Source organism: Micromonospora sp. NPDC005172 (assembly GCF_040608555.1).
In the GTDB taxonomy this organism is placed as follows: Bacteria; Actinomycetota; Actinomycetes; order Mycobacteriales; family Micromonosporaceae; genus Micromonospora.
The window spans coordinates 21,954-38,132 of record NZ_JBEXIL010000009.1 but is presented as its reverse complement, the minus strand read 5'-3'; the positions used below and the strand labels follow the sequence as shown (position 1 = coordinate 38,132).

Genomic DNA, 16,179 nt, shown 5'->3' with positions numbered 1-16,179 from the left:
GGGCAACGGAGCGCGGTGGCAACCACAAAACCTTCAAACCCAGGGGTACGCCGACCGATCGACCTCGCGCGGCGGCACGGGCTGTCGGCGCAGGCCGTCCGCAACTACGAACGCGACGGCGTGCTGCCACCGGCCGAGCGCGCCGCGACCGGGTACCGCCGGTTCACCGAGGTGCACGCTCGGGCGTTGAGCGCCTACCTCGCGCTCATCGCGGGCCACGGTCACGCGGCCAGCGGCGACATCATGCGCGCCGTCAACCGCGGCGAGGTCGACACGGCGCTGCGGGCGATCGACCACGGTCATGACCTGCTGCGACGCGACCGGGAGACGCTGGACGCCGTCGAGGCGGCGGTCACCACGCTCACCACCGAAAGACCCGCGCCGCAGAGTCGGCGGGCCGTGCCGATCAGCGTGCTCGCGCACCGGCTCGGCGTACGACCCGCGACCCTGCGCAAGTGGGAGTCGGCCGGGATCCTGCGGCCGGAGCGCGACCGGGTCACCCGTCACCGCGTCTACTCACCCGACGACGTCCGGGACGCCCAACTCGCCCACCTGCTGCGCCGGGGCGGATACCGGCTGAGCCACATCGCCGACGTGCTGCGTCGGGTACGGGACGCCGGCGGCGCCGAGCCGCTCGCCGCGTCGCTCGCCCAGTGGCGCGTGCGGCTCACCGAGCGCGGCCGGGCCATGCTCACCGGGGCGGCCCGGCTCGCCGAGTACCTCGACGCCGACGGGGGAGGTCAACCGCCCCGGGCCTTGACCAGCGAGGCGAAGACCACCAGGTTGTCCGAGTAGCCGGTCTCACCACCCACCCACCGGCCGCCGCAGGTGATCAGCCGCAGGCTGGGGCGGCTGAAGTCGCCGTACACCTCGTCCACCGGCAGCCGTTCCTTGTCGAACTTCTGCACCGAGTCCACCTCGAAGACCGCCACCTGGCCGTCGGCGCGGGTGATGTCGACCTGGTCACCGGAGCGCAGTTCCCGTAGTCGGTGGAAGACGGCCGGCCCGGTGGTGGTGTCCACGTGTCCCACGATCACCGCCGGTCCGTACTGCCCCGGGGTGGGGCCCTGGTCGTACCAGCCGGCCTCCTGGGCGCGGCCCACGTCGGGCACGGCGATGGTCCCGTCCGGGGCGATGCCCACGTCGTGCAGCGGAGCCCGCAGGTCGATCGTGTCGATGGCGAGGGCGGTCGGGCGGCTGGCCGGCAGTACCGGGAACTTCTTCGGCGGCGGCCGCAGGCCCGCGCTGATCCGCTCCGGCAGCAGGCTCACCCCGGTCACCTGTTCGACGCCGAGCATCGCCACGATCAGCACCATCAGCGTGGCGATGATCAGGACCGGCAGCCCCGGCCGGTCACCGAGCCGACGCCGGGCCAGGGGTGGCCCGCCGGGACGGCGCGGCGGCAGCGGGCGGGCGTCCGGGTCGGTGGTGGCCACGCTGGCGGACACCGCCTGCCCGGCGACCCGTCCGAGCCGGCCCGAGACACGGGCCACCAGCCGTCCGGAGGCGCGCAGAGCGGCCCCGGCCGGGACGCGGGCAGGACGATCCGGCCGCGCGGAGCGGGCACGACGGTCCAGCCACGCGGAGCGGGCAGGTCGGTCCAGCCACGCGGAGCGGGCAGGGCGGTCCAGCCGCGTACGCGCGGATCTGCGAGTCATGGCAGGTCCGGGTCAGGCGCCGGCTCCGGGCCGACGCCGACCGCCCGCCATGCCGAGCGCGATCACGGCTGCCACCAGGGCCACGCCGCCGAGGACGAGGACCGAGCCGGTACCCCGACCGCCCGCGGTGCCGCCGCCTCCGGTCGCCGGTCCCTTGCTGGGCGAGGCCATGTTGAGCACGGTCAGCATCGTCTGGGCCGTCTGGTTGTTCTGGCAGCGCAGGTCGACCTGGTAGTCACCGGGTTCCTTGTTGCCCGGAACGGTGACCTCCCCCTTGAGGAAGCCGTTGTCCGGCCTGAGCATGACGTGCCCGAACGCGTCGGAGCGCACGTTGGCCTGCCGATTGTTGTTGTTGTCGCAGCTCGCGCGGATCGTGACCCGGCTGCCGGCCGGGACGCTGTTCGGTGTCACCTCGACGAAGGTGTTCTCACCGGCCCGGGCTGGCGCGACCGACAGCAGGACGAACGCCCCGATGAGCCCCACCAGTGTCAGAACGGACGAGAGCGCGCGGTTGATCGTGCGAAGACCCTGCATGATTTCCCCCCAACCGGCGACGACCGCCGGAACCCTCCCCTGGGCACGCGCGCTGCTTTCCCCCCACCCCAACGGCAAACCCCCGCCCCCGCGCCCCACCCCCGCCCAGCCCGGGCTCCCGCGATCTTGCACTTTCTGCGGCGACAAACAAGGGCGTAAGGGGCTTTTCGGCAACAGAAAGTGCAAGATCGGCGCAGGAGGGGGCGGGGCGCGGGGGTGTGGGGGAGGGGTGGGGGCGGGGGCGCAGGGCGGGGGGCTAGGGGTGGGGGGTTATGGGGTGCCAGGCCAGGGGGGAGGACAGGACCATCGTGCTCGAGGGCTGGCCGTACGGGGCGAGACGGTCGATGACCGCCTCGAAGTCTCCGATCGAGCCGGCGGCCACCTTGAGCATGCTGCACGCGTCACCGGTGATCCGGTGGATCTCCAGGATCTCGGGCCAGCCGGACACCTCGGGGTCGTGCAGGATGCAGCGCGCCCCGTAACAGGACATCCGGATCAGGGCGACCACCGTGCGACCGGCCCGGGTCAGGTCGACGTGGGCGTGGTAGCCGGTGATCACTCCGGTCTCCTCGAGCCGGCGGACCCGCTCGGCGACCGCCGGTGGGGACAGGTGTACGCGGCGGGACAACTCGCTGAAGGAGAGCCGGGCGTCGGCCTGCAACTCGCGCAGCAGCGCCCAGTCCATGTCGTCCACGCTCGAACCTTACTTTCGTGAACCGAATTCGCCTAGCTGCCTTTTGTTCGTCAGGTCAGACCAGCAAGTCCCGTTGATCCGGCATTCCGCAGGCCGATCCCACCGCGAGATCATGACGTCGGTAGCTTCGGGCAGAGGGAGACGACTGGTGGAATCGACGGAGCGGCGGGCGTCGAACCGTGTCGCCACGGTACGACCGGTGACCCCGCGACAACGGGCGGCCCGCGCCGCCCGCAACGGTGGTGAGCCGACCCTGGAGTTCGCCGACCTGGTGCCGTACGACGCGTACGTGCGGGCCAGCGCCCTGCACCAGTTGCAGCAACCGCTGAGCGACGATCCGGGCGAGATGTCGTTCCTCATGGTCAGCCAGATCATGGAGCTGTACTTCGGGCTGACCTGCCACGAACTGCGCGAGACCCAGCGCCTCCTGCGCGCCGACCGGATCTGGGACGCGCTGGCCCCGTTGCGCCGCGCGAAGCTGCACCTGGAAGGGCTGAACGCCGCCTGGCAGGGCCTGCGCTGGATGACCCCGGCCGACTTCAACCGGTTCCGCAACCTGCTCGGTGAGGGAAGTGGTTTCCAGTCGGCCATGTACCGGCATCTCGAGTTCCTGCTCGGGCTGCGCGACCCGGCGCTGATCCGCCCGTTCCGCCGGCAGACCGAGGTGCACGCCGCCCTCAGCGCCGCGCTGGCCGTCCCGAGCCTCTGGGACGACGTGGTCGCGCTGCTGGCTCGCCGTGGCTTCGACATTCCCGCCGACCTGCTGAACCGGGATGTGGCGGTCGAGCACGAACCGCAGCCGGAGGTCGAGGCCGCCTGGGTGCGGGTCTACGCCGACGGCGGCCCGGACAACCACCTGCTGCTGCTCGCCGAGGCGCTCAGCGGCGTCGCGGAGGAGTTCGGCGACTGGCGGTGGAACCACGTCAAGGCGGTCCAGCGCACAATGGGCGCCAAGGTCGGCAGTGGCGGCTCCGCCGGGCTGGCGTGGTTGCAGCGCAGCATGGCCCGGGTGGTCTTCCCGGAGCTGTGGTCGGCCCGCACCGCGATGTGACCGGAGAGCGAGACACCCCTGTGGACACCCCTGAAAACGAAGCACGTCGGCGGGACGAGGCCGACCCGGGTCACCGGCACCTCTTCCACGTGCCGCCCGCCGACGGCGGCGACCACGCCGAGTCGGCGTACCTCGCCGGCAACTCGCTCGGCCTGCAACCCCGGGCTACCCGCGACGAGCTCCTCGCCGACCTGGACGCCTGGGGGCGCCTCGGCGTCGAGGGGCACCTGGAGGCCGAGCGCGCCTGGCTGCCGTACCACGAGCTGTTGACCGGGCCGGCCGCCCGACTGGTCGGCGCCCGGCCCGCGGAGGCCGTGGTGATGAACTCCCTCACCGTCAACCTGCACCTGCTGATGGTCAGCTTCTACCGCCCGGCCGGCGCCCGCACCCGCATCGTCATCGAGGACGCGGCCTTCCCCTCGGACAGCTACGCGGTACGCAGCCAGGCCCGGTTCCACGGCCTGGACCCGGACGACACGGTGGTCCGGTTGCGCCCCCGCCCCGGCGAGGACGCGCTGCGCACCGAGGACGTCACCGACTACCTGGCCGCCGAGGGCGACCGGGTGGCGCTGGTGCTGCTCGGCGGCGTCAACTACCTCACCGGCGAGCTGCTGGACATCCCGGCGATCACGGCCGCCGGTCGGGCGGCCGGCGCGGTGGTCGGCTGGGACCTCGCCCACGCGGTCGGCAACGTGCCGCTGTCCCTGCACGACTGGGATGTCGACTTCGCGGCCTGGTGCTCCTACAAGTACCTGAACTCGGGGCCGGGCGCCCTGGCCGGCGTCTTCGTGCACGAGCGGCACCTCGGCGATCCCGACCTGCCGCGCTTCGAGGGCTGGTGGAGCACCGAGGCGGCCACCCGGTTCGAGATGACGCCGGTGTCCCGGCCACCGGCCACCGTGGAGGCGTGGCAGATCTCCAACCCGCCGATCTTCGCGATGGGTCCGGTGCGTACCTCGCTGGAACTGTTCGACGCGGTCGGCATGGAGTCGTTGCGCGCCCGCAGCCTGCGCCTCACCGGCTGGCTGGAGTCGCTGCTCGACGAGGTCACCGCCGACCGGTCACTGCGGGTGGTCACCCCGCGCGAGGAGGCCCGCCGGGGCTGCCAGCTCTCGGTCCGCGTCGGCGCCGGCAACGCCGCCGAGCTGACCAAACGCCTACGGTACGAACACGGCGTCATCGCCGATGCCCGGGAGCCGGATGTCGTCCGCTTCGCCCCGGTGCCGCTGTACTCGACGTACCTCGACTGTTGGCGTGCCGCCGCCGCGCTGGAGGCCACGGTGGGACGGGTCAACCCGTGACGGCCCGGCGCGACGAGGTCGCGATCATCGGCGCCGGGCTGGCCGGTTGCCTCGCCGCCTGCTTCCTGGCCCGGCGGGGCTACCCGGTGGCCCTCTACGAGCGGAGGTCGGACCCGCGTACCGGCACGGCCGAGCGGGGACGTTCGATCAACCTGGCGCTCTCCGAGCGCGGGCTGGACGCGTTGCGGCGGATCGACCTCGCCGAGCAGGTGATGACCGACGCGCTGCCGATGCGCGGCCGGATGATCCACCCGGTGGAGGGCGAGCCGCAGTTCCAGTCGTACAGCGCGGCCGGCGACCGGGCCATCAACTCGATCAGCCGGGGCGCGTTGAACAATGCCCTGCTCGACGCCGCAGCCGCGCTGCCCGGGGTACGTGTCGTCTTCGACCACCGCCTGGTCGGCCTCGACGCGACCGACGGCTCGCTCAGCTTCGACACCCCGCACGGCACGGTCGCCGCCAAGGCGTCGGTCGTGCTGGGCGCCGACGGCGCGGGCTCCGCCGTGCGTGGGCAACTCCTGGCGTACGGGTTGCTGCGTGAGAGCGTGGACTTCCTCGACTACGGCTACAAGGAGCTGACGATCCCGCCGCTGGGCGGGGACTTCGCGCTCGAAGAGGACGCGCTGCACATCTGGCCGCGCGGCACCTCGATGATGATCGCGTTGCCGAACCCGGACCGCTCCTTCACCTGCACGCTCTTCTGGCCCAACGAGGGCGTCGGCAGCTTCGCCGCCCTGGACAACCCAGCCGCCATCAGGACGTACTTCGCCGAGCAGTACCCGGACGTGATCCCGCTGGCTCCGACCCTCGTCGACGACTACCAGCACAACCCGGTGGGGGTGCTCGGCACGGTCCGCAGTACGCCCTGGCAGGTCAACGGCACCGTCGGCCTGCTCGGCGACGCCGCCCACGCCATCGTGCCGTTCTACGGTCAGGGCGCGAACTGCGCCTTCGAGGACGTCGTCGAGTTGGACCGCTGCCTGGACGAGTGCGCCGACGAGTGGTCCGCGGCGCTGCCGCTGTTCCAACGTCGCCGGCAGGAGAACGCCGAGGCCATCGCCCAGATGGCGTTGACGAACTTCGTGGAGATGCGCGACAGGGTCGCCTCGCCGGTCTTCCAGACCCGCAGGCGGGTGGAGCACGCACTGGAACGGGCCCTGCCCGGCCGGTACGTTTCGCAATACGAGCTGGTGTCCTTCTCCACCACCCCGTACGCCGAGGTGCGCCGCCGGGTCCGCCGGCAGCACCGCGTGCTCGGCGCGGTCGTCGGTGGGGCGGCGCTGCTGCTGGCCGGCGTGCTCGCGGCGGCGCTCAGCCGAGGGAGGCGCGCGTGACGACACTCTGGGACCCCACACTGATGACCGGTCACGCGCCGGCCGGGCCGCCACGCCTGCGTAACTTCGTGGGCGGCGAGTTCGTCGACGGCGGCCCGACGTTCACCAAGGTCAGCCCGGTGACCGGCGAGCCGGTCTTCGAGGTGGTCGAGGCGTCGCGGTCCACCGTGGACGACGCGGTGGCCGCCGCCCGCGCGGCGCTGCGCGGGCCGTGGGGCCGGATGGGGGAGCGTGAGCGCGCCGAGGTGCTGCGTCGGGTGGCCGACGAGCTGGAACGCCGCTTCGACGACCTGGTGACCGCCGAGGTCGCCGACACGGGCAAGTCCATCGCCCAGGCCCGCACGCTGGACATCCCGCGCGGCGCGGCGAACTTCCGGGCGTTCGCCGAGATCGCGGCGACCGCGCCCACCGAGTCGTTCACCACGGTCACCCCGACCGGCGGCCGTGCCCTCAACTACGCGGTCCGCAAACCGGTCGGCGTGGTCGCGGTCATCGTGCCGTGGAACCTTCCGCTGCTGCTGCTCACCTGGAAGGTCGCCCCGGCCCTGGCCTGCGGCAACGCCGTGGTGGTCAAGCCCAGCGAGGAGACTCCCGCGTCGGCGACGCTGCTCGCCGAGGTGATGGCGGCGGCCGGCGTACCCGAGGGTGTCTTCAACCTCGTGCACGGCTTCGGTCCGGATTCGGCGGGCGAGTTCCTGACCCGCCACCCGGGCGTGGACGCGATCACCTTCACGGGCGAGTCGGCCACCGGCGGCGCGATCATGCGGGCCGCCGCCGACGGGGTGAAGGCGGTCAGCTTCGAGCTGGGCGGCAAGAACGCCGGACTGGTCTTCGCCGACGCCGACCTGGACACCGCGGTCGCCGGTTCGGTGCGGTCCAGCTTCACCAACGGCGGTCAGGTGTGCCTGTGCACCGAGCGCATCTACGTGCAGCGCCCGGTCTTCGAGGAGTTCACCGCCCGGCTGGCGAAGCGGGCCGGCGAGCTGGCGTACGGCTGGCCCACCGACGAGGCCACCGCCACCATGCCGCTGATCTCGCCGCAGCACCGGTCGAAGGTGCTCGGCGCGTACGAGCTGGCCCGCGCCGAGGGCGCCGAGGTGCTGACCGGCGGCGGTACGCCCACCTTCGGCGACGCCCGCGACGGCGGCTCGTACGTGCAGCCGACGGTGCTCGCCGGCCTCGGCGCGGACGCCCGCACCAACCGGGAGGAGATCTTCGGCCCGGTCGTGCACGTCGCGCCGTTCGACACCGAGGACGAGGCGTACGCCCTGGCCAACGGCACCGAGTACGGCCTCGCGGCGACGGTGTGGACCCGGGACGTGGGTGTCGCGCACCGGGCCGGGATGCGGCTGGACGCGGGCATCGTCTGGGTCAACACCTGGTTCCTGCGTGACCTGCGGACCCCGTTCGGTGGGGTGAAGGCGTCCGGCATCGGCCGCGAGGGCGGCGTGCACTCGCTGGACTTCTACTCCGAACTCACAAACGTCTGCGTGGACCTGTCGTGAGCCGAAGCGAGGGAGCGGGCATGGAAGCCGACATCGAGGCCGCCAACCGGGAGCTGGCCGAGGCCCGCAGCACCGGCAAGCCGTGCCCGCCACTGCGTGGTCGGCTGCTGCCGAAGGGGGACGTCGAGTCCGCGTACCGCGTGCAGCAGTTGCAGACGCGGGCCTGGCAGGGCCGGGGCGAACGCCGCGTCGGCGCGAAGATCGGCCTGACGTCCCGGGCGGTGCAGGAAACCTTCGGGGTCTTCCAACCGGACTTCGGGATGCTGACCGACGAGATGGCCGTCGGCGACGGGGTCGAGGTGCCGATCGACCGGCTGCTCCAGCCTCGGGTCGAGGCGGAGATCGCGTTCGTGCTGGGCGGCGACCTCACCGAGGAGCGGATGACCACCGTCGACCTGATCCGCGCGGTCGACCACGTGCTGCCCGCCATCGAGATCGTCGATTCGCGGGTCGCCGGCTGGGACATCTCCATCGTGGACACGGTCGCCGACAACGCGTCCAGTGGGCTTTTCGTGCTGGGCACCACGCCGCGTCGGCTCGCCGACGTCGACCTGCGGCTGTGCGGGATGGTGCTGGAGCACGCCGGCGAGCCGGTCTCGGTGGGCGCGGGCGCCGCCTGCCTGGGCAACCCACTGCACGCCCTGCACTGGTTGGCCAGTACCCTCGCCCGCGCCGGTGATCCGCTGCGCGCCGGGGACGTGGTGCTCTCCGGGGCACTCGGCCCGATGGTGCCGGTCACCCCCGGGGCTGCGTACGAGGCGCGGATCTCCGGGCTCGGCTCGGTGCGGACCTGTTTCGGCAAGGAGGGTTCGGCATGAGCGTCGGCGTGGCGGTGCTGGGATCGGGAAACATCGGCACCGACCTGATGATCAAGGTTCTCCGGCTGAGTGACAGCCTGCGGATGGTGGCGATGGCCGGTATCGACCCGGCCTCGGACGGCCTGGCGCGGGCTCGCCGCCTGGGCGTCGTCACCACCGCCGACGGCGTGGACGGCCTCGTCGCGCTGCCCGAGTTCGCCGACGTCGAGCTGGTCTTCGACGCCACCTCGGCCGGCGCGCACCGCCGACACCACGAGGTGCTGCGGGCGCACGGCCGCACCGTGGTCGACCTGACCCCGGCCGCGATCGGCCCGTACGTGGTGCCGCCGGTCAACCTCGACGAGCACCTGCACGAACCGAACGTCAACATGGTGACCTGCGGCGGACAGGCCACCGTGCCGATCGTCGCCGCGGTCGGTCGGGTCACCCCGGTGGCGTACGGCGAGATCGTGGCCTCGATCGCGTCGAAGTCGGCCGGTCCGGGCACCCGTGCCAACATCGACGAGTTCACCGAGACCACGGCCCGGGCCATCGAGGTGGTCGGTGGGGCCGAACGGGGCAAGGCGATCATCGTGCTGAACCCGGCGGACCCGCCGCTGCTCATGCGCGACACCGTCTACTGCCTCTGCCCGGACGCCGACGCCGACACCGCCGCCATCGCCGCCTCGATCGGCGACATGGTGGCGAGGGTCCAGGAGTACGTGCCCGGCTACCGGCTCAAGCAGGACGTGCAGTTCGACCGGGTGCAGGCGTACCTGCCATCGCTCGGGCGTCAGCTCACCGCCCTCCAGGTGTCGGTCTTCCTGGAGGTCTCCGGCGCCGGCCACTACCTCCCGGCGTACGCCGGCAACCTGGACATCATGACGTCGGCCGCGCTGCGCACCGCCGAGCGGCTGGTGGCCCTGCGCGCGACGGGAGCGGTGGCATGACCGACCTGTACATCCAGGACGTGACGCTGCGCGACGGCATGCACGCCATCGCCCACCGGTACACCGTCGACCAGGTGCGGACGATCGCCGCCGCGCTGGACGCCGCCGGAGTGGCCGCCATCGAGGTCGCGCACGGCGACGGGCTCGCCGGTTCCAGCGTCAACTACGGCCACGGCGCGGCCAGCGACGCCGAGTGGATCTCCGCCGCCGCCGAGGTGCTGACGAACGCGAAGCTGACCACCCTGCTGTTGCCCGGCATCGGCACCATCGCCGACCTGAAGGCGGCGAAGGCGCTCGGCGTGACGAGCGTCCGCATCGCCACCCACTGCACCGAGGCGGACATCTCCGCCCAGCACATCTCCTGGGCCCGGGAGAACGGCATGGACGTGGCCGGGTTCCTGATGATGTCGCACATGAACGATCCGGCCGGGCTCGCCGCTCAGGCCAAGCTCATGGAGTCGTACGGGGCGCACTGCGTCTACGTCACCGACTCCGGTGGCCGGCTGCTGATGTCCGACGTGGCGCAGCGGGTCGACGCGTACCGGCAGGTCCTCGAACCCCAGACGCAGATCGGCATCCACGCGCACCACAACCTGTCGCTCGGGGTGGCCAACAGTGTGCTCGCCGTCGAGCACGGCCGGGTCCTCGGTGACGGTCCGGTCGGGTCGCCGTCGGGCCGGACCGTCCGCGTCGACGCCTCCCTCGCCGGCATGGGCGCGGGCGCCGGAAACGCGCCGCTGGAGGTCTTCGTGGCGGTCGCCGAACTGCACGGTTGGAAGCACGGCTGCGACGTGTTCGCGCTGATGGACGCCGCCGACGACCTCGTCCGCCCGTTGCAGGACCGGCCGGTCCAGGTCGACCGGGAGACGCTCTCGCTGGGGTACGCCGGGGTCTACTCCAGCTTCCTGCGGCACGCCGAGCGGGCCTCGGCGAAGTACGGGGTGGACGTCCGGTCGATCCTCGTCGAGCTGGGCCGCCGCCGGATGGTCGGCGGTCAGGAGGACATGATCGTGGACGTGGCACTCGACCTCGCCGGGCAGAAGGAGCAGTCATGATCGGACCGGACGTCGCCGGGATCGCCGAGAAGCTGGGCGCGGCGGCCGACACGGCCACCCCGATCCCGCAGCTCGCCGCCGAGACCGGTCTCGACGTGGACGCCGCGTACGCCGTCCAGGCGGCGCTGGTGCAGCGCCGGGTCGACGCCGGTGCGCGGCTGGTCGGGCTGAAGATGGGGCTGACCAGCAAGGCGAAGATGGCCCAGGTCGGTGTGGACGAGGTGATCTGGGGGCGGCTCACCGACGCGATGCGGGTGCCCGACGGTGGCGTGGTCGACAGGTCCGCGTACATCCATCCCCGGGTCGAACCGGAAGTGGCGTTCCTGCTGGAACGGCTGCCCGAGCCGGGCGAACCGGTCGGCGACTTCGCCACGGCGGTCCGTGCGGTCGCACCGGCCATCGAGTTGATCGACTCCCGGTACGCGGACTTCCGCTTCTCACTGCCGGACGTGATCGCCGACAACACCTCGGCCGCCGCGTTCGTGATCGGCCCGTGGTCGCCGGTGCCCGCGGGGCTCGACAACCTGGGCGTGCTGCTGGAGGTCGACGGTCGGGTGGCGCAGGTCGGCTCGACGGCGGCGATCCTCGGTGATCCGCGCCGCGCGCTCGACGAGGGCATCCGGCTGGCCGGCCGGCACGGAGTGCGCCTGGAGTCCGGTTGGGTGTTCCTGGCCGGCGCGGCCACCGCTGCCGTCCCGCTGCGCCCCGGCGCGCATGTCCGCGCGGTCGTCGAGAAGCTCGGCACGGCGTCGCTGCGGGCCTCGTCGTGACCGCCCGGGTGGTCGCCGGCAAGGCCACGCCGCGCGGGGCCTTCCCGCACGTCAAGGTGACGGGCGGGTTCGTCTTCGTCTCCGGTACGTCGTCCCGGCGGCCGGACAACAGCTTCGCCGGTGTCGAGGTCGACGAGTTCGGCACCACCAACCTGGACATCCGGGCGCAGACGCGGGCGGTCATCCAGAACGTGCGGGATCTGCTGCGCTCGGTCGGCGCGGACCTCACCGACCTCGTCCAGGTGACGTCGTACCTGGTCAACATGAACGACTTCGGCGGTTACAACGAGGTGTGGGCGGAGTTCTTCGACGCCTCCGGGCCGACCCGCACGACGGTGGCGGTGCACCAGTTGCCGCACCCGCACCTGCTCATCGAGATTCAGGCCGTGGCCCTTCTTCCCTCGGGAGGTCAGTCGTGAGTGAGATCGCCGAGCCGTTCAGCTTCCCGGGCTGGATCGCCGACAACCAGCACCTGCTGAAGCCACCGGTGGGCAACAAGGAGATGTTCCCGGGCGGGGACGACTTCATCGTCATGGTGGTGGGTGGCCCCAACCAGCGCACCGACTTCCACGTGGACCCGTACGAGGAGTTCTTCTACCAGGTCAAGGGCAACATGCACATCAACCTGATGACCCCGGCCGGGCCGCGTACGGTGCACGTGCGCGAGGGTCAGATGTGGATGCTGCCGCGCAACACCCCGCACTCGCCGCAGCGGCCCGAGGCCGGCTCGATCGGTGTGGTCGTCGAGCGGGTCCGCGAGGAGGGCACGCTGGAGACGTTCCAGTGGTACTGCCCGGAGTGCGGCCACAAGGTGCACGAGGTGGAGTTGCAGGTCCGCGACATCGCGGCCGACCTGCCACCGGTGTTCCAGGCGTTCTACGCCGACGAGTCGGCCCGTACCTGCGCCAACTGCGGCACCCTGCACCCGGGCAAGGGCTGATGCCCGCTGGTGTGGTCGACGTGCACACACACGTCGTACCGAAGGGGTGGCCGGACCTCGGCGCGGCGTGCGGTGGGTCCGGTTGGCCGTGGTTGCGGGTGGACTCCGAGCGCGCCGCCATGATCATGGTGGGGGAGACGGAGTTCCGCCCGGTCGGCGCGGAGTGTTGGGACGCGTCCCGCCGCCTGGCCGACATGGACGCCGACGGCGTGGCCGTGCAGGTGGTGTCGCCGACGCCGGTCTTCTTCAGCTACGACCGCCCGGCCGAGCAGGCGGTCAAGGTCGCCCGGATCTTCAACGACCTGACCCTGGAGGTCACCGCGGCCGGTGGCGACCGGCTGGTGCCGTTCTGTCAGGTGCCCCTGCAGGACCCGGACGCCGCTTGCGCCGAACTGGATCGCAGTCTCGCCGCCGGGCACGTGGGCGTGGAGATCGGCAACCACGTCGGCGACCGGGACCTGGACGACGCCGGCGTGGTGACCTTCCTCCAGCACTGTGCCGAGGTGGGCGCAGCTGTCTTCGTCCACCCGTGGGACATGCCGGGCGGCCCACGCCTGGACCGCTGGATGGCCCGCTGGCTCACCGGCATGCCCGCCGAGACGCACCTGTCGGTGCTGGCGATGATCCTGGGCGGGGTGTTCGACCGCGTGCCCGACACGCTGCGGATCTGCTTCGCGCACGGCGGGGGCAGCTTTCCGTTCTGGCTCGGTCGCGCCGACAACGCCTGGCACCGCCGGGGTGACCTGGTCCGTGGGGCGTCCGTCGCGCCGCCCAGCAGTTACGTCGACCGGTTCAGCGTCGACTCCGTGGTCTTCACGCCGCCGGCGCTGCGGCTCCTTGTCGACACGCTTGGGGAGGACCGGGTGCTGGTCGGCAGCGACTACCCGTACCCGCTGGGGGAGCGGCCCGTCGGCGCGGTGGTCGACGCGGCCGACTTCCTCACCGACGCCCAGCGCGTCAAGCTGCGATCCACCAACGCCCTGCGCTTCCTGCACGGGCGGCGCTGACGCGACTCGGGCCTGTCCCTGCGGGCGGTCGCCGGGGCGGCGTCCCTGCGTTCGGTCGGCGGCGCGGCGTGCACCTGTTCTGCTTCCTTTGCTCTGCTTCACCCCACGCAACACCGCGTGTCCGGTAATCGGACATCTGCTGTTGCCTCTGTTGAAGCAGAGCAAAGGACCGACAGGAAGGGTGCGGCGGTCGGCGGCGCAGCCCGACCCGGCGGGCCCGACCCAGCGGGCGGACCGGGCGGGATGTCGATCGGATTCCGGAGCTGCCGCCGAGGCCCACGCCGTGTCGGCCCGCTGACGGCCGCTCCCAGCGGGCAGGATGAGGACATGGCCGAGCCGCACGACCTGACCGCGTTGGAGCAGGCCGCCGCGATCGCCCGCGGCGAGGTGTCCAGCGTCGAGCTGGTCGAGCATCACCTGCGCCGGGTCGCGGCGCTCGGCGACACCGTGGGCGCGTTCGTCACCGTCACACCCGAGTTGGCCCATGCCGCCGCCCGCGCCGCCGACGCCGCGCCGGCGCAGGGGCGCGGCCCGCTGCACGGCGTACCGACCGCCATCAAGGACCTCACCCTCACCGCCGGGGTACGCACCACTCTCGGCTCGGCCGCCTTCGCCGACTTCGTCCCGCCCGTCGACGCCGACGTGGTCCGGTTCATCAAGGCCGCCGGCCTCGTCAGCCTCGGCAAGACGACCACCTCGGAGCTGGGCTGCTCGCTCTACTCGGAGGGCCGCGTCGCGCCGCCGGCCCGCAATCCGTGGCAGTTGGCGTACACCGCCGGTGGTTCCAGCGGCGGCGCGGCGGCTGCGGTCGCGGCCGGCCTGGTCCCGGTCGCCCAGGGGTCCGACGGCGGCGGCTCGCTGCGCATCCCGGCGTCGCTCTGCGGCCTGATCGGCTACAAGCCCAGTCGCGGCCTGGTCTCCGGCGGGCCGCTCGGCTCCGGTGCGTTCGGCCTGCCCACCAGCGGGCCGCTCGGGCGGACGATGGCTGACGTCGCCGCGCTGCTCGACGTCATGGCCGTCCCGGTGCCCGGCGAGCCCTACCTGCCCCCGCCCGCGCCGCCCGGGGGATACCTGGCCGCCGCGCGCCGGGCCGATCCGGGCCGCGTGCGGATCGGCCGGTTCACCACGCCGATGCTCGCCGACGAGCCGGTGCACCCCGACTGTGTGGCCGCCGTCGACACCGCCGCCGCACTGCTCACCGCCCTCGGCCACGAGGTGGTCGAGGTACCGCCGCCACTCACGCCGGCGGCGTGGCCGCTGTTCGAGATCATCTGGTACGTCCTGGCGCTCGCCCCGGTGCCGGCGCACCGCGAGCCGGAGCTGTTGCCGCTGACCCGACTGCTGCGCGCCCGGGGCGCCGAGGTGTCCGCCGGGGCGCTGTCCGCGACCCTCGGCGAGCTTCAGGCGCAGGTACGTCTCGGCGCGGCCCGCACCGCCGGCTGCGATCTCCTGCTCTGCCCCACCCTGGCCGCGCCACAGGCGCCCGTCGGCTGGTTCACCGCCGACGGCGACCCGGCGGCCGATTTCGACCGGCAGCGCCGCTTCTCGCCCTACAGCGCCATCTTCAACGTCACGGGCGATCCCTCGGTCTCCCTGCCGCTGGCCACCACGACCACCGACGGGCTGCCCGTCGGGGTGCTGCTCAGCGCCCGGTACGGCGACGACGCGCGGCTCATCGCTACCGCTGCGCAACTGGAGCACGCCAGTGACGGATGGGATCGGCACCCCGCAATCTGGCGAGCCGTCGACTCCGCTAACGTGAATGGCGACGGAGTTGGCCGGTCGCCATCATGATCGTCCATCCGACCCGCTTGTTCGAGGTCCTTCTTCCGCCTGGGGGCGTTGGGATTGTCTGTTACCGAGACGGTGCTGGTCTTCGTCGGCATCCCGTTGGCGGCAGTGCTGGTGATCGCCGGCCTGACGTACGCCGGCAGCCGTGGGGGTGCCAACGGCGGTGGTGGTGGCGCCAAGCGCTACCGGCCGGGCCGACCCTTCGAGTTCACTCCGGTCTGGTTCCTGGGCCGCCCGGAGCAGCTGGCCGACTCGGCCGGCACCGCGCTGACGGCGGGCGCTCAGGCGCCCGCGCTGACCAGCCACAAGCTAGAGCAGGCCAGCGTCGAGGCGCCGGCCGGTGGAACCGGAGGCGCAAGTGACCGTTGGTGAGAAGCAGGCCGAGACGGAAAATCCGCCCGAGGTGCTGGACGGGCCGTTCTCGACCCGCCAACTGCTGCGCATCGACGAGGCCCTGCGCCTGGCCGACCAGGGCACCGGCCTGGTCTTCTCGGTGTTCGTCGGCGGCCTCGACGAGCCGATCCGTGAGCACGCCCAGCGGCTGCACCGTCAGCTCGCCGACCCGGACAAGTCGGTGCTGATCGCCGTGTCGCCCAACCAGCGCCAGTTGGAGATCGTCACCGGGCGGCACGCCCGCAAGCGCATCCCCGACACGTACGCCAAGCTGGCCGCGCTCTCCATGGTCGGCGCGTTCAGCGGTGGCGACCTGGCCGGCGGCATCATCAACGGCCTCGACCAGCTCGCCAGCCACGCCGGCAAGGGCTGAGCCCCTCCTCGTACGTCGAAGAAGCC

Annotated in this window: 18 protein-coding genes; 15 read left to right on the top strand and 3 right to left on the bottom strand. The window is 72.3% G+C overall.

Annotated features, from left to right (window positions below; all coding sequences use genetic code 11):
• The first annotated feature begins 15 nt into the window (after window positions 1–15).
• Window positions 16–795 carry a TioE family transcriptional regulator gene (locus ABZV06_RS08510; protein WP_355241647.1) on the top strand — a complete coding sequence of 260 codons (780 nt, stop codon included), beginning with the start codon at window positions 16–18 and terminating at the stop codon, window positions 793–795.
• Here the strand turns inward: ABZV06_RS08510 and ABZV06_RS08505 are convergent.
• The 3 genes from ABZV06_RS08505 to ABZV06_RS08495 form a co-directional block, all read right to left on the bottom strand.
• On the bottom strand, window positions 741–1,514 hold the full coding sequence (locus tag ABZV06_RS08505; protein ID WP_355241940.1) for a class F sortase: 774 nt from the start codon (window positions 1,512–1,514) through the stop codon (window positions 741–743). The two genes, ABZV06_RS08510 and ABZV06_RS08505, sit on opposite strands and share 55 nt — an antisense overlap.
• 156 nt (window positions 1,515–1,670) lie before the next feature.
• Window positions 1,671–2,192, bottom strand: coding sequence for a hypothetical protein (locus tag ABZV06_RS08500; RefSeq protein ID WP_355241645.1), 522 nt, complete (start codon window positions 2,190–2,192; stop codon window positions 1,671–1,673).
• Window positions 2,193–2,448: 256 nt separating this feature from the next.
• Window positions 2,449–2,886: an Lrp/AsnC family transcriptional regulator gene (locus ABZV06_RS08495; protein WP_355619776.1), complete on the bottom strand. Its 438-nt coding sequence runs from the start codon at window positions 2,884–2,886 to the stop codon at window positions 2,449–2,451.
• Window positions 2,887–3,034: 148 nt separating this feature from the next.
• Between ABZV06_RS08495 and ABZV06_RS08490 the strand changes: the two genes are divergently transcribed.
• The 14 genes from ABZV06_RS08490 to ABZV06_RS08425 all read left to right on the top strand — a co-directional run bounded on the left by ABZV06_RS08490 (window position 3,035) and on the right by ABZV06_RS08425 (window position 16,153).
• Window positions 3,035–3,937 carry a tryptophan 2,3-dioxygenase family protein gene (locus tag ABZV06_RS08490; protein WP_355241640.1) on the top strand — a complete coding sequence of 301 codons (903 nt, stop codon included), beginning with the start codon at window positions 3,035–3,037 and terminating at the stop codon, window positions 3,935–3,937.
• A 20-nt stretch (window positions 3,938–3,957) separates the two neighbouring features.
• The gene (gene kynU / locus ABZV06_RS08485) at window positions 3,958–5,238 is read left to right on the top strand and encodes a kynureninase (RefSeq protein ID WP_355619773.1); all 1,281 of its coding nucleotides are present in this window, start codon (window positions 3,958–3,960) and stop codon (window positions 5,236–5,238) included.
• Window positions 5,235–6,572 carry an NAD(P)/FAD-dependent oxidoreductase gene (locus ABZV06_RS08480; protein WP_355619770.1) on the top strand — a complete coding sequence of 446 codons (1,338 nt, stop codon included), beginning with the start codon at window positions 5,235–5,237 and terminating at the stop codon, window positions 6,570–6,572. Before kynU ends, ABZV06_RS08480 begins: the two co-directional genes overlap by 4 nt.
• Window positions 6,573–6,595: 23 nt before the next feature.
• Complete coding sequence (locus ABZV06_RS08475; protein ID WP_355619935.1) at window positions 6,596–8,077, top strand: 2-hydroxymuconic semialdehyde dehydrogenase; 1,482 nt, start codon at window positions 6,596–6,598, stop codon at window positions 8,075–8,077.
• Between the two features lie 20 nt (window positions 8,078–8,097).
• Complete coding sequence (locus ABZV06_RS08470) at window positions 8,098–8,895, top strand: fumarylacetoacetate hydrolase family protein (protein ID WP_355619767.1); 798 nt, start codon at window positions 8,098–8,100, stop codon at window positions 8,893–8,895.
• Window positions 8,892–9,824, top strand: a complete 933-nt coding sequence (locus tag ABZV06_RS08465) for an acetaldehyde dehydrogenase (acetylating) (RefSeq protein WP_355619764.1) — start codon at window positions 8,892–8,894, stop codon at window positions 9,822–9,824. Before ABZV06_RS08470 ends, ABZV06_RS08465 begins: the two co-directional genes overlap by 4 nt.
• Window positions 9,821–10,879: a 4-hydroxy-2-oxovalerate aldolase gene (gene dmpG, locus ABZV06_RS08460; protein WP_355619762.1), complete on the top strand. Its 1,059-nt coding sequence runs from the start codon at window positions 9,821–9,823 to the stop codon at window positions 10,877–10,879. Before ABZV06_RS08465 ends, dmpG begins: the two co-directional genes overlap by 4 nt.
• Window positions 10,876–11,649, top strand: a complete 774-nt coding sequence (locus ABZV06_RS08455; protein ID WP_355619759.1) for a fumarylacetoacetate hydrolase family protein — start codon at window positions 10,876–10,878, stop codon at window positions 11,647–11,649. Before dmpG ends, ABZV06_RS08455 begins: the two co-directional genes overlap by 4 nt.
• On the top strand, window positions 11,646–12,068 hold the full coding sequence (locus tag ABZV06_RS08450; protein ID WP_355619758.1) for a RidA family protein: 423 nt from the start codon (window positions 11,646–11,648) through the stop codon (window positions 12,066–12,068). Before ABZV06_RS08455 ends, ABZV06_RS08450 begins: the two co-directional genes overlap by 4 nt.
• Window positions 12,065–12,589, top strand: coding sequence for a 3-hydroxyanthranilate 3,4-dioxygenase (locus ABZV06_RS08445; protein ID WP_355619755.1), 525 nt, complete (start codon window positions 12,065–12,067; stop codon window positions 12,587–12,589). The genes ABZV06_RS08450 and ABZV06_RS08445 overlap by 4 nt, the downstream gene beginning before the upstream one ends.
• Window positions 12,589–13,596, top strand: coding sequence for an amidohydrolase family protein (locus ABZV06_RS08440; protein WP_355619752.1), 1,008 nt, complete (start codon window positions 12,589–12,591; stop codon window positions 13,594–13,596). Before ABZV06_RS08445 ends, ABZV06_RS08440 begins: the two co-directional genes overlap by 1 nt.
• 327 nt (window positions 13,597–13,923) lie before the next feature.
• The gene (locus ABZV06_RS08435) at window positions 13,924–15,390 is read left to right on the top strand and encodes an amidase (protein WP_355619749.1); all 1,467 of its coding nucleotides are present in this window, start codon (window positions 13,924–13,926) and stop codon (window positions 15,388–15,390) included.
• Between the two features lie 72 nt (window positions 15,391–15,462).
• Window positions 15,463–15,759, top strand: coding sequence for a hypothetical protein (locus tag ABZV06_RS08430; RefSeq protein ID WP_355619932.1), 297 nt, complete (start codon window positions 15,463–15,465; stop codon window positions 15,757–15,759).
• Complete coding sequence (locus ABZV06_RS08425) at window positions 15,746–16,153, top strand: DUF5130 family protein (RefSeq protein WP_355619746.1); 408 nt, start codon at window positions 15,746–15,748, stop codon at window positions 16,151–16,153. The genes ABZV06_RS08430 and ABZV06_RS08425 overlap by 14 nt, the downstream gene beginning before the upstream one ends.
• Window positions 16,154–16,179 lie beyond the last annotated feature (26 nt).

Bases quoted from the DNA above. Each gene is read 5' to 3' on its own strand.
- ABZV06_RS08500 (WP_355241645.1), bottom strand. From the start codon at position 2,192: ATGCAGGGTCTTCGCACGATCAACCGCGCGCTCTCGTCCGTTCTGACA.
- ABZV06_RS08475 (WP_355619935.1), top strand. From the start codon at position 6,596: ATGACCGGTCACGCGCCGGCCGGGCCGCCACGCCTGCGTAACTTCGTG.
- ABZV06_RS08470 (WP_355619767.1), top strand. From the start codon at position 8,098: ATGGAAGCCGACATCGAGGCCGCCAACCGGGAGCTGGCCGAGGCCCGC.
- ABZV06_RS08465 (WP_355619764.1), top strand. From the start codon at position 8,892: ATGAGCGTCGGCGTGGCGGTGCTGGGATCGGGAAACATCGGCACCGAC.
- dmpG (WP_355619762.1), top strand. From the start codon at position 9,821: ATGACCGACCTGTACATCCAGGACGTGACGCTGCGCGACGGCATGCAC.
- ABZV06_RS08455 (WP_355619759.1), top strand. From the start codon at position 10,876: ATGATCGGACCGGACGTCGCCGGGATCGCCGAGAAGCTGGGCGCGGCG.
- ABZV06_RS08440 (WP_355619752.1), top strand. From the start codon at position 12,589: ATGCCCGCTGGTGTGGTCGACGTGCACACACACGTCGTACCGAAGGGG.
- ABZV06_RS08435 (WP_355619749.1), top strand. From the start codon at position 13,924: ATGGCCGAGCCGCACGACCTGACCGCGTTGGAGCAGGCCGCCGCGATC.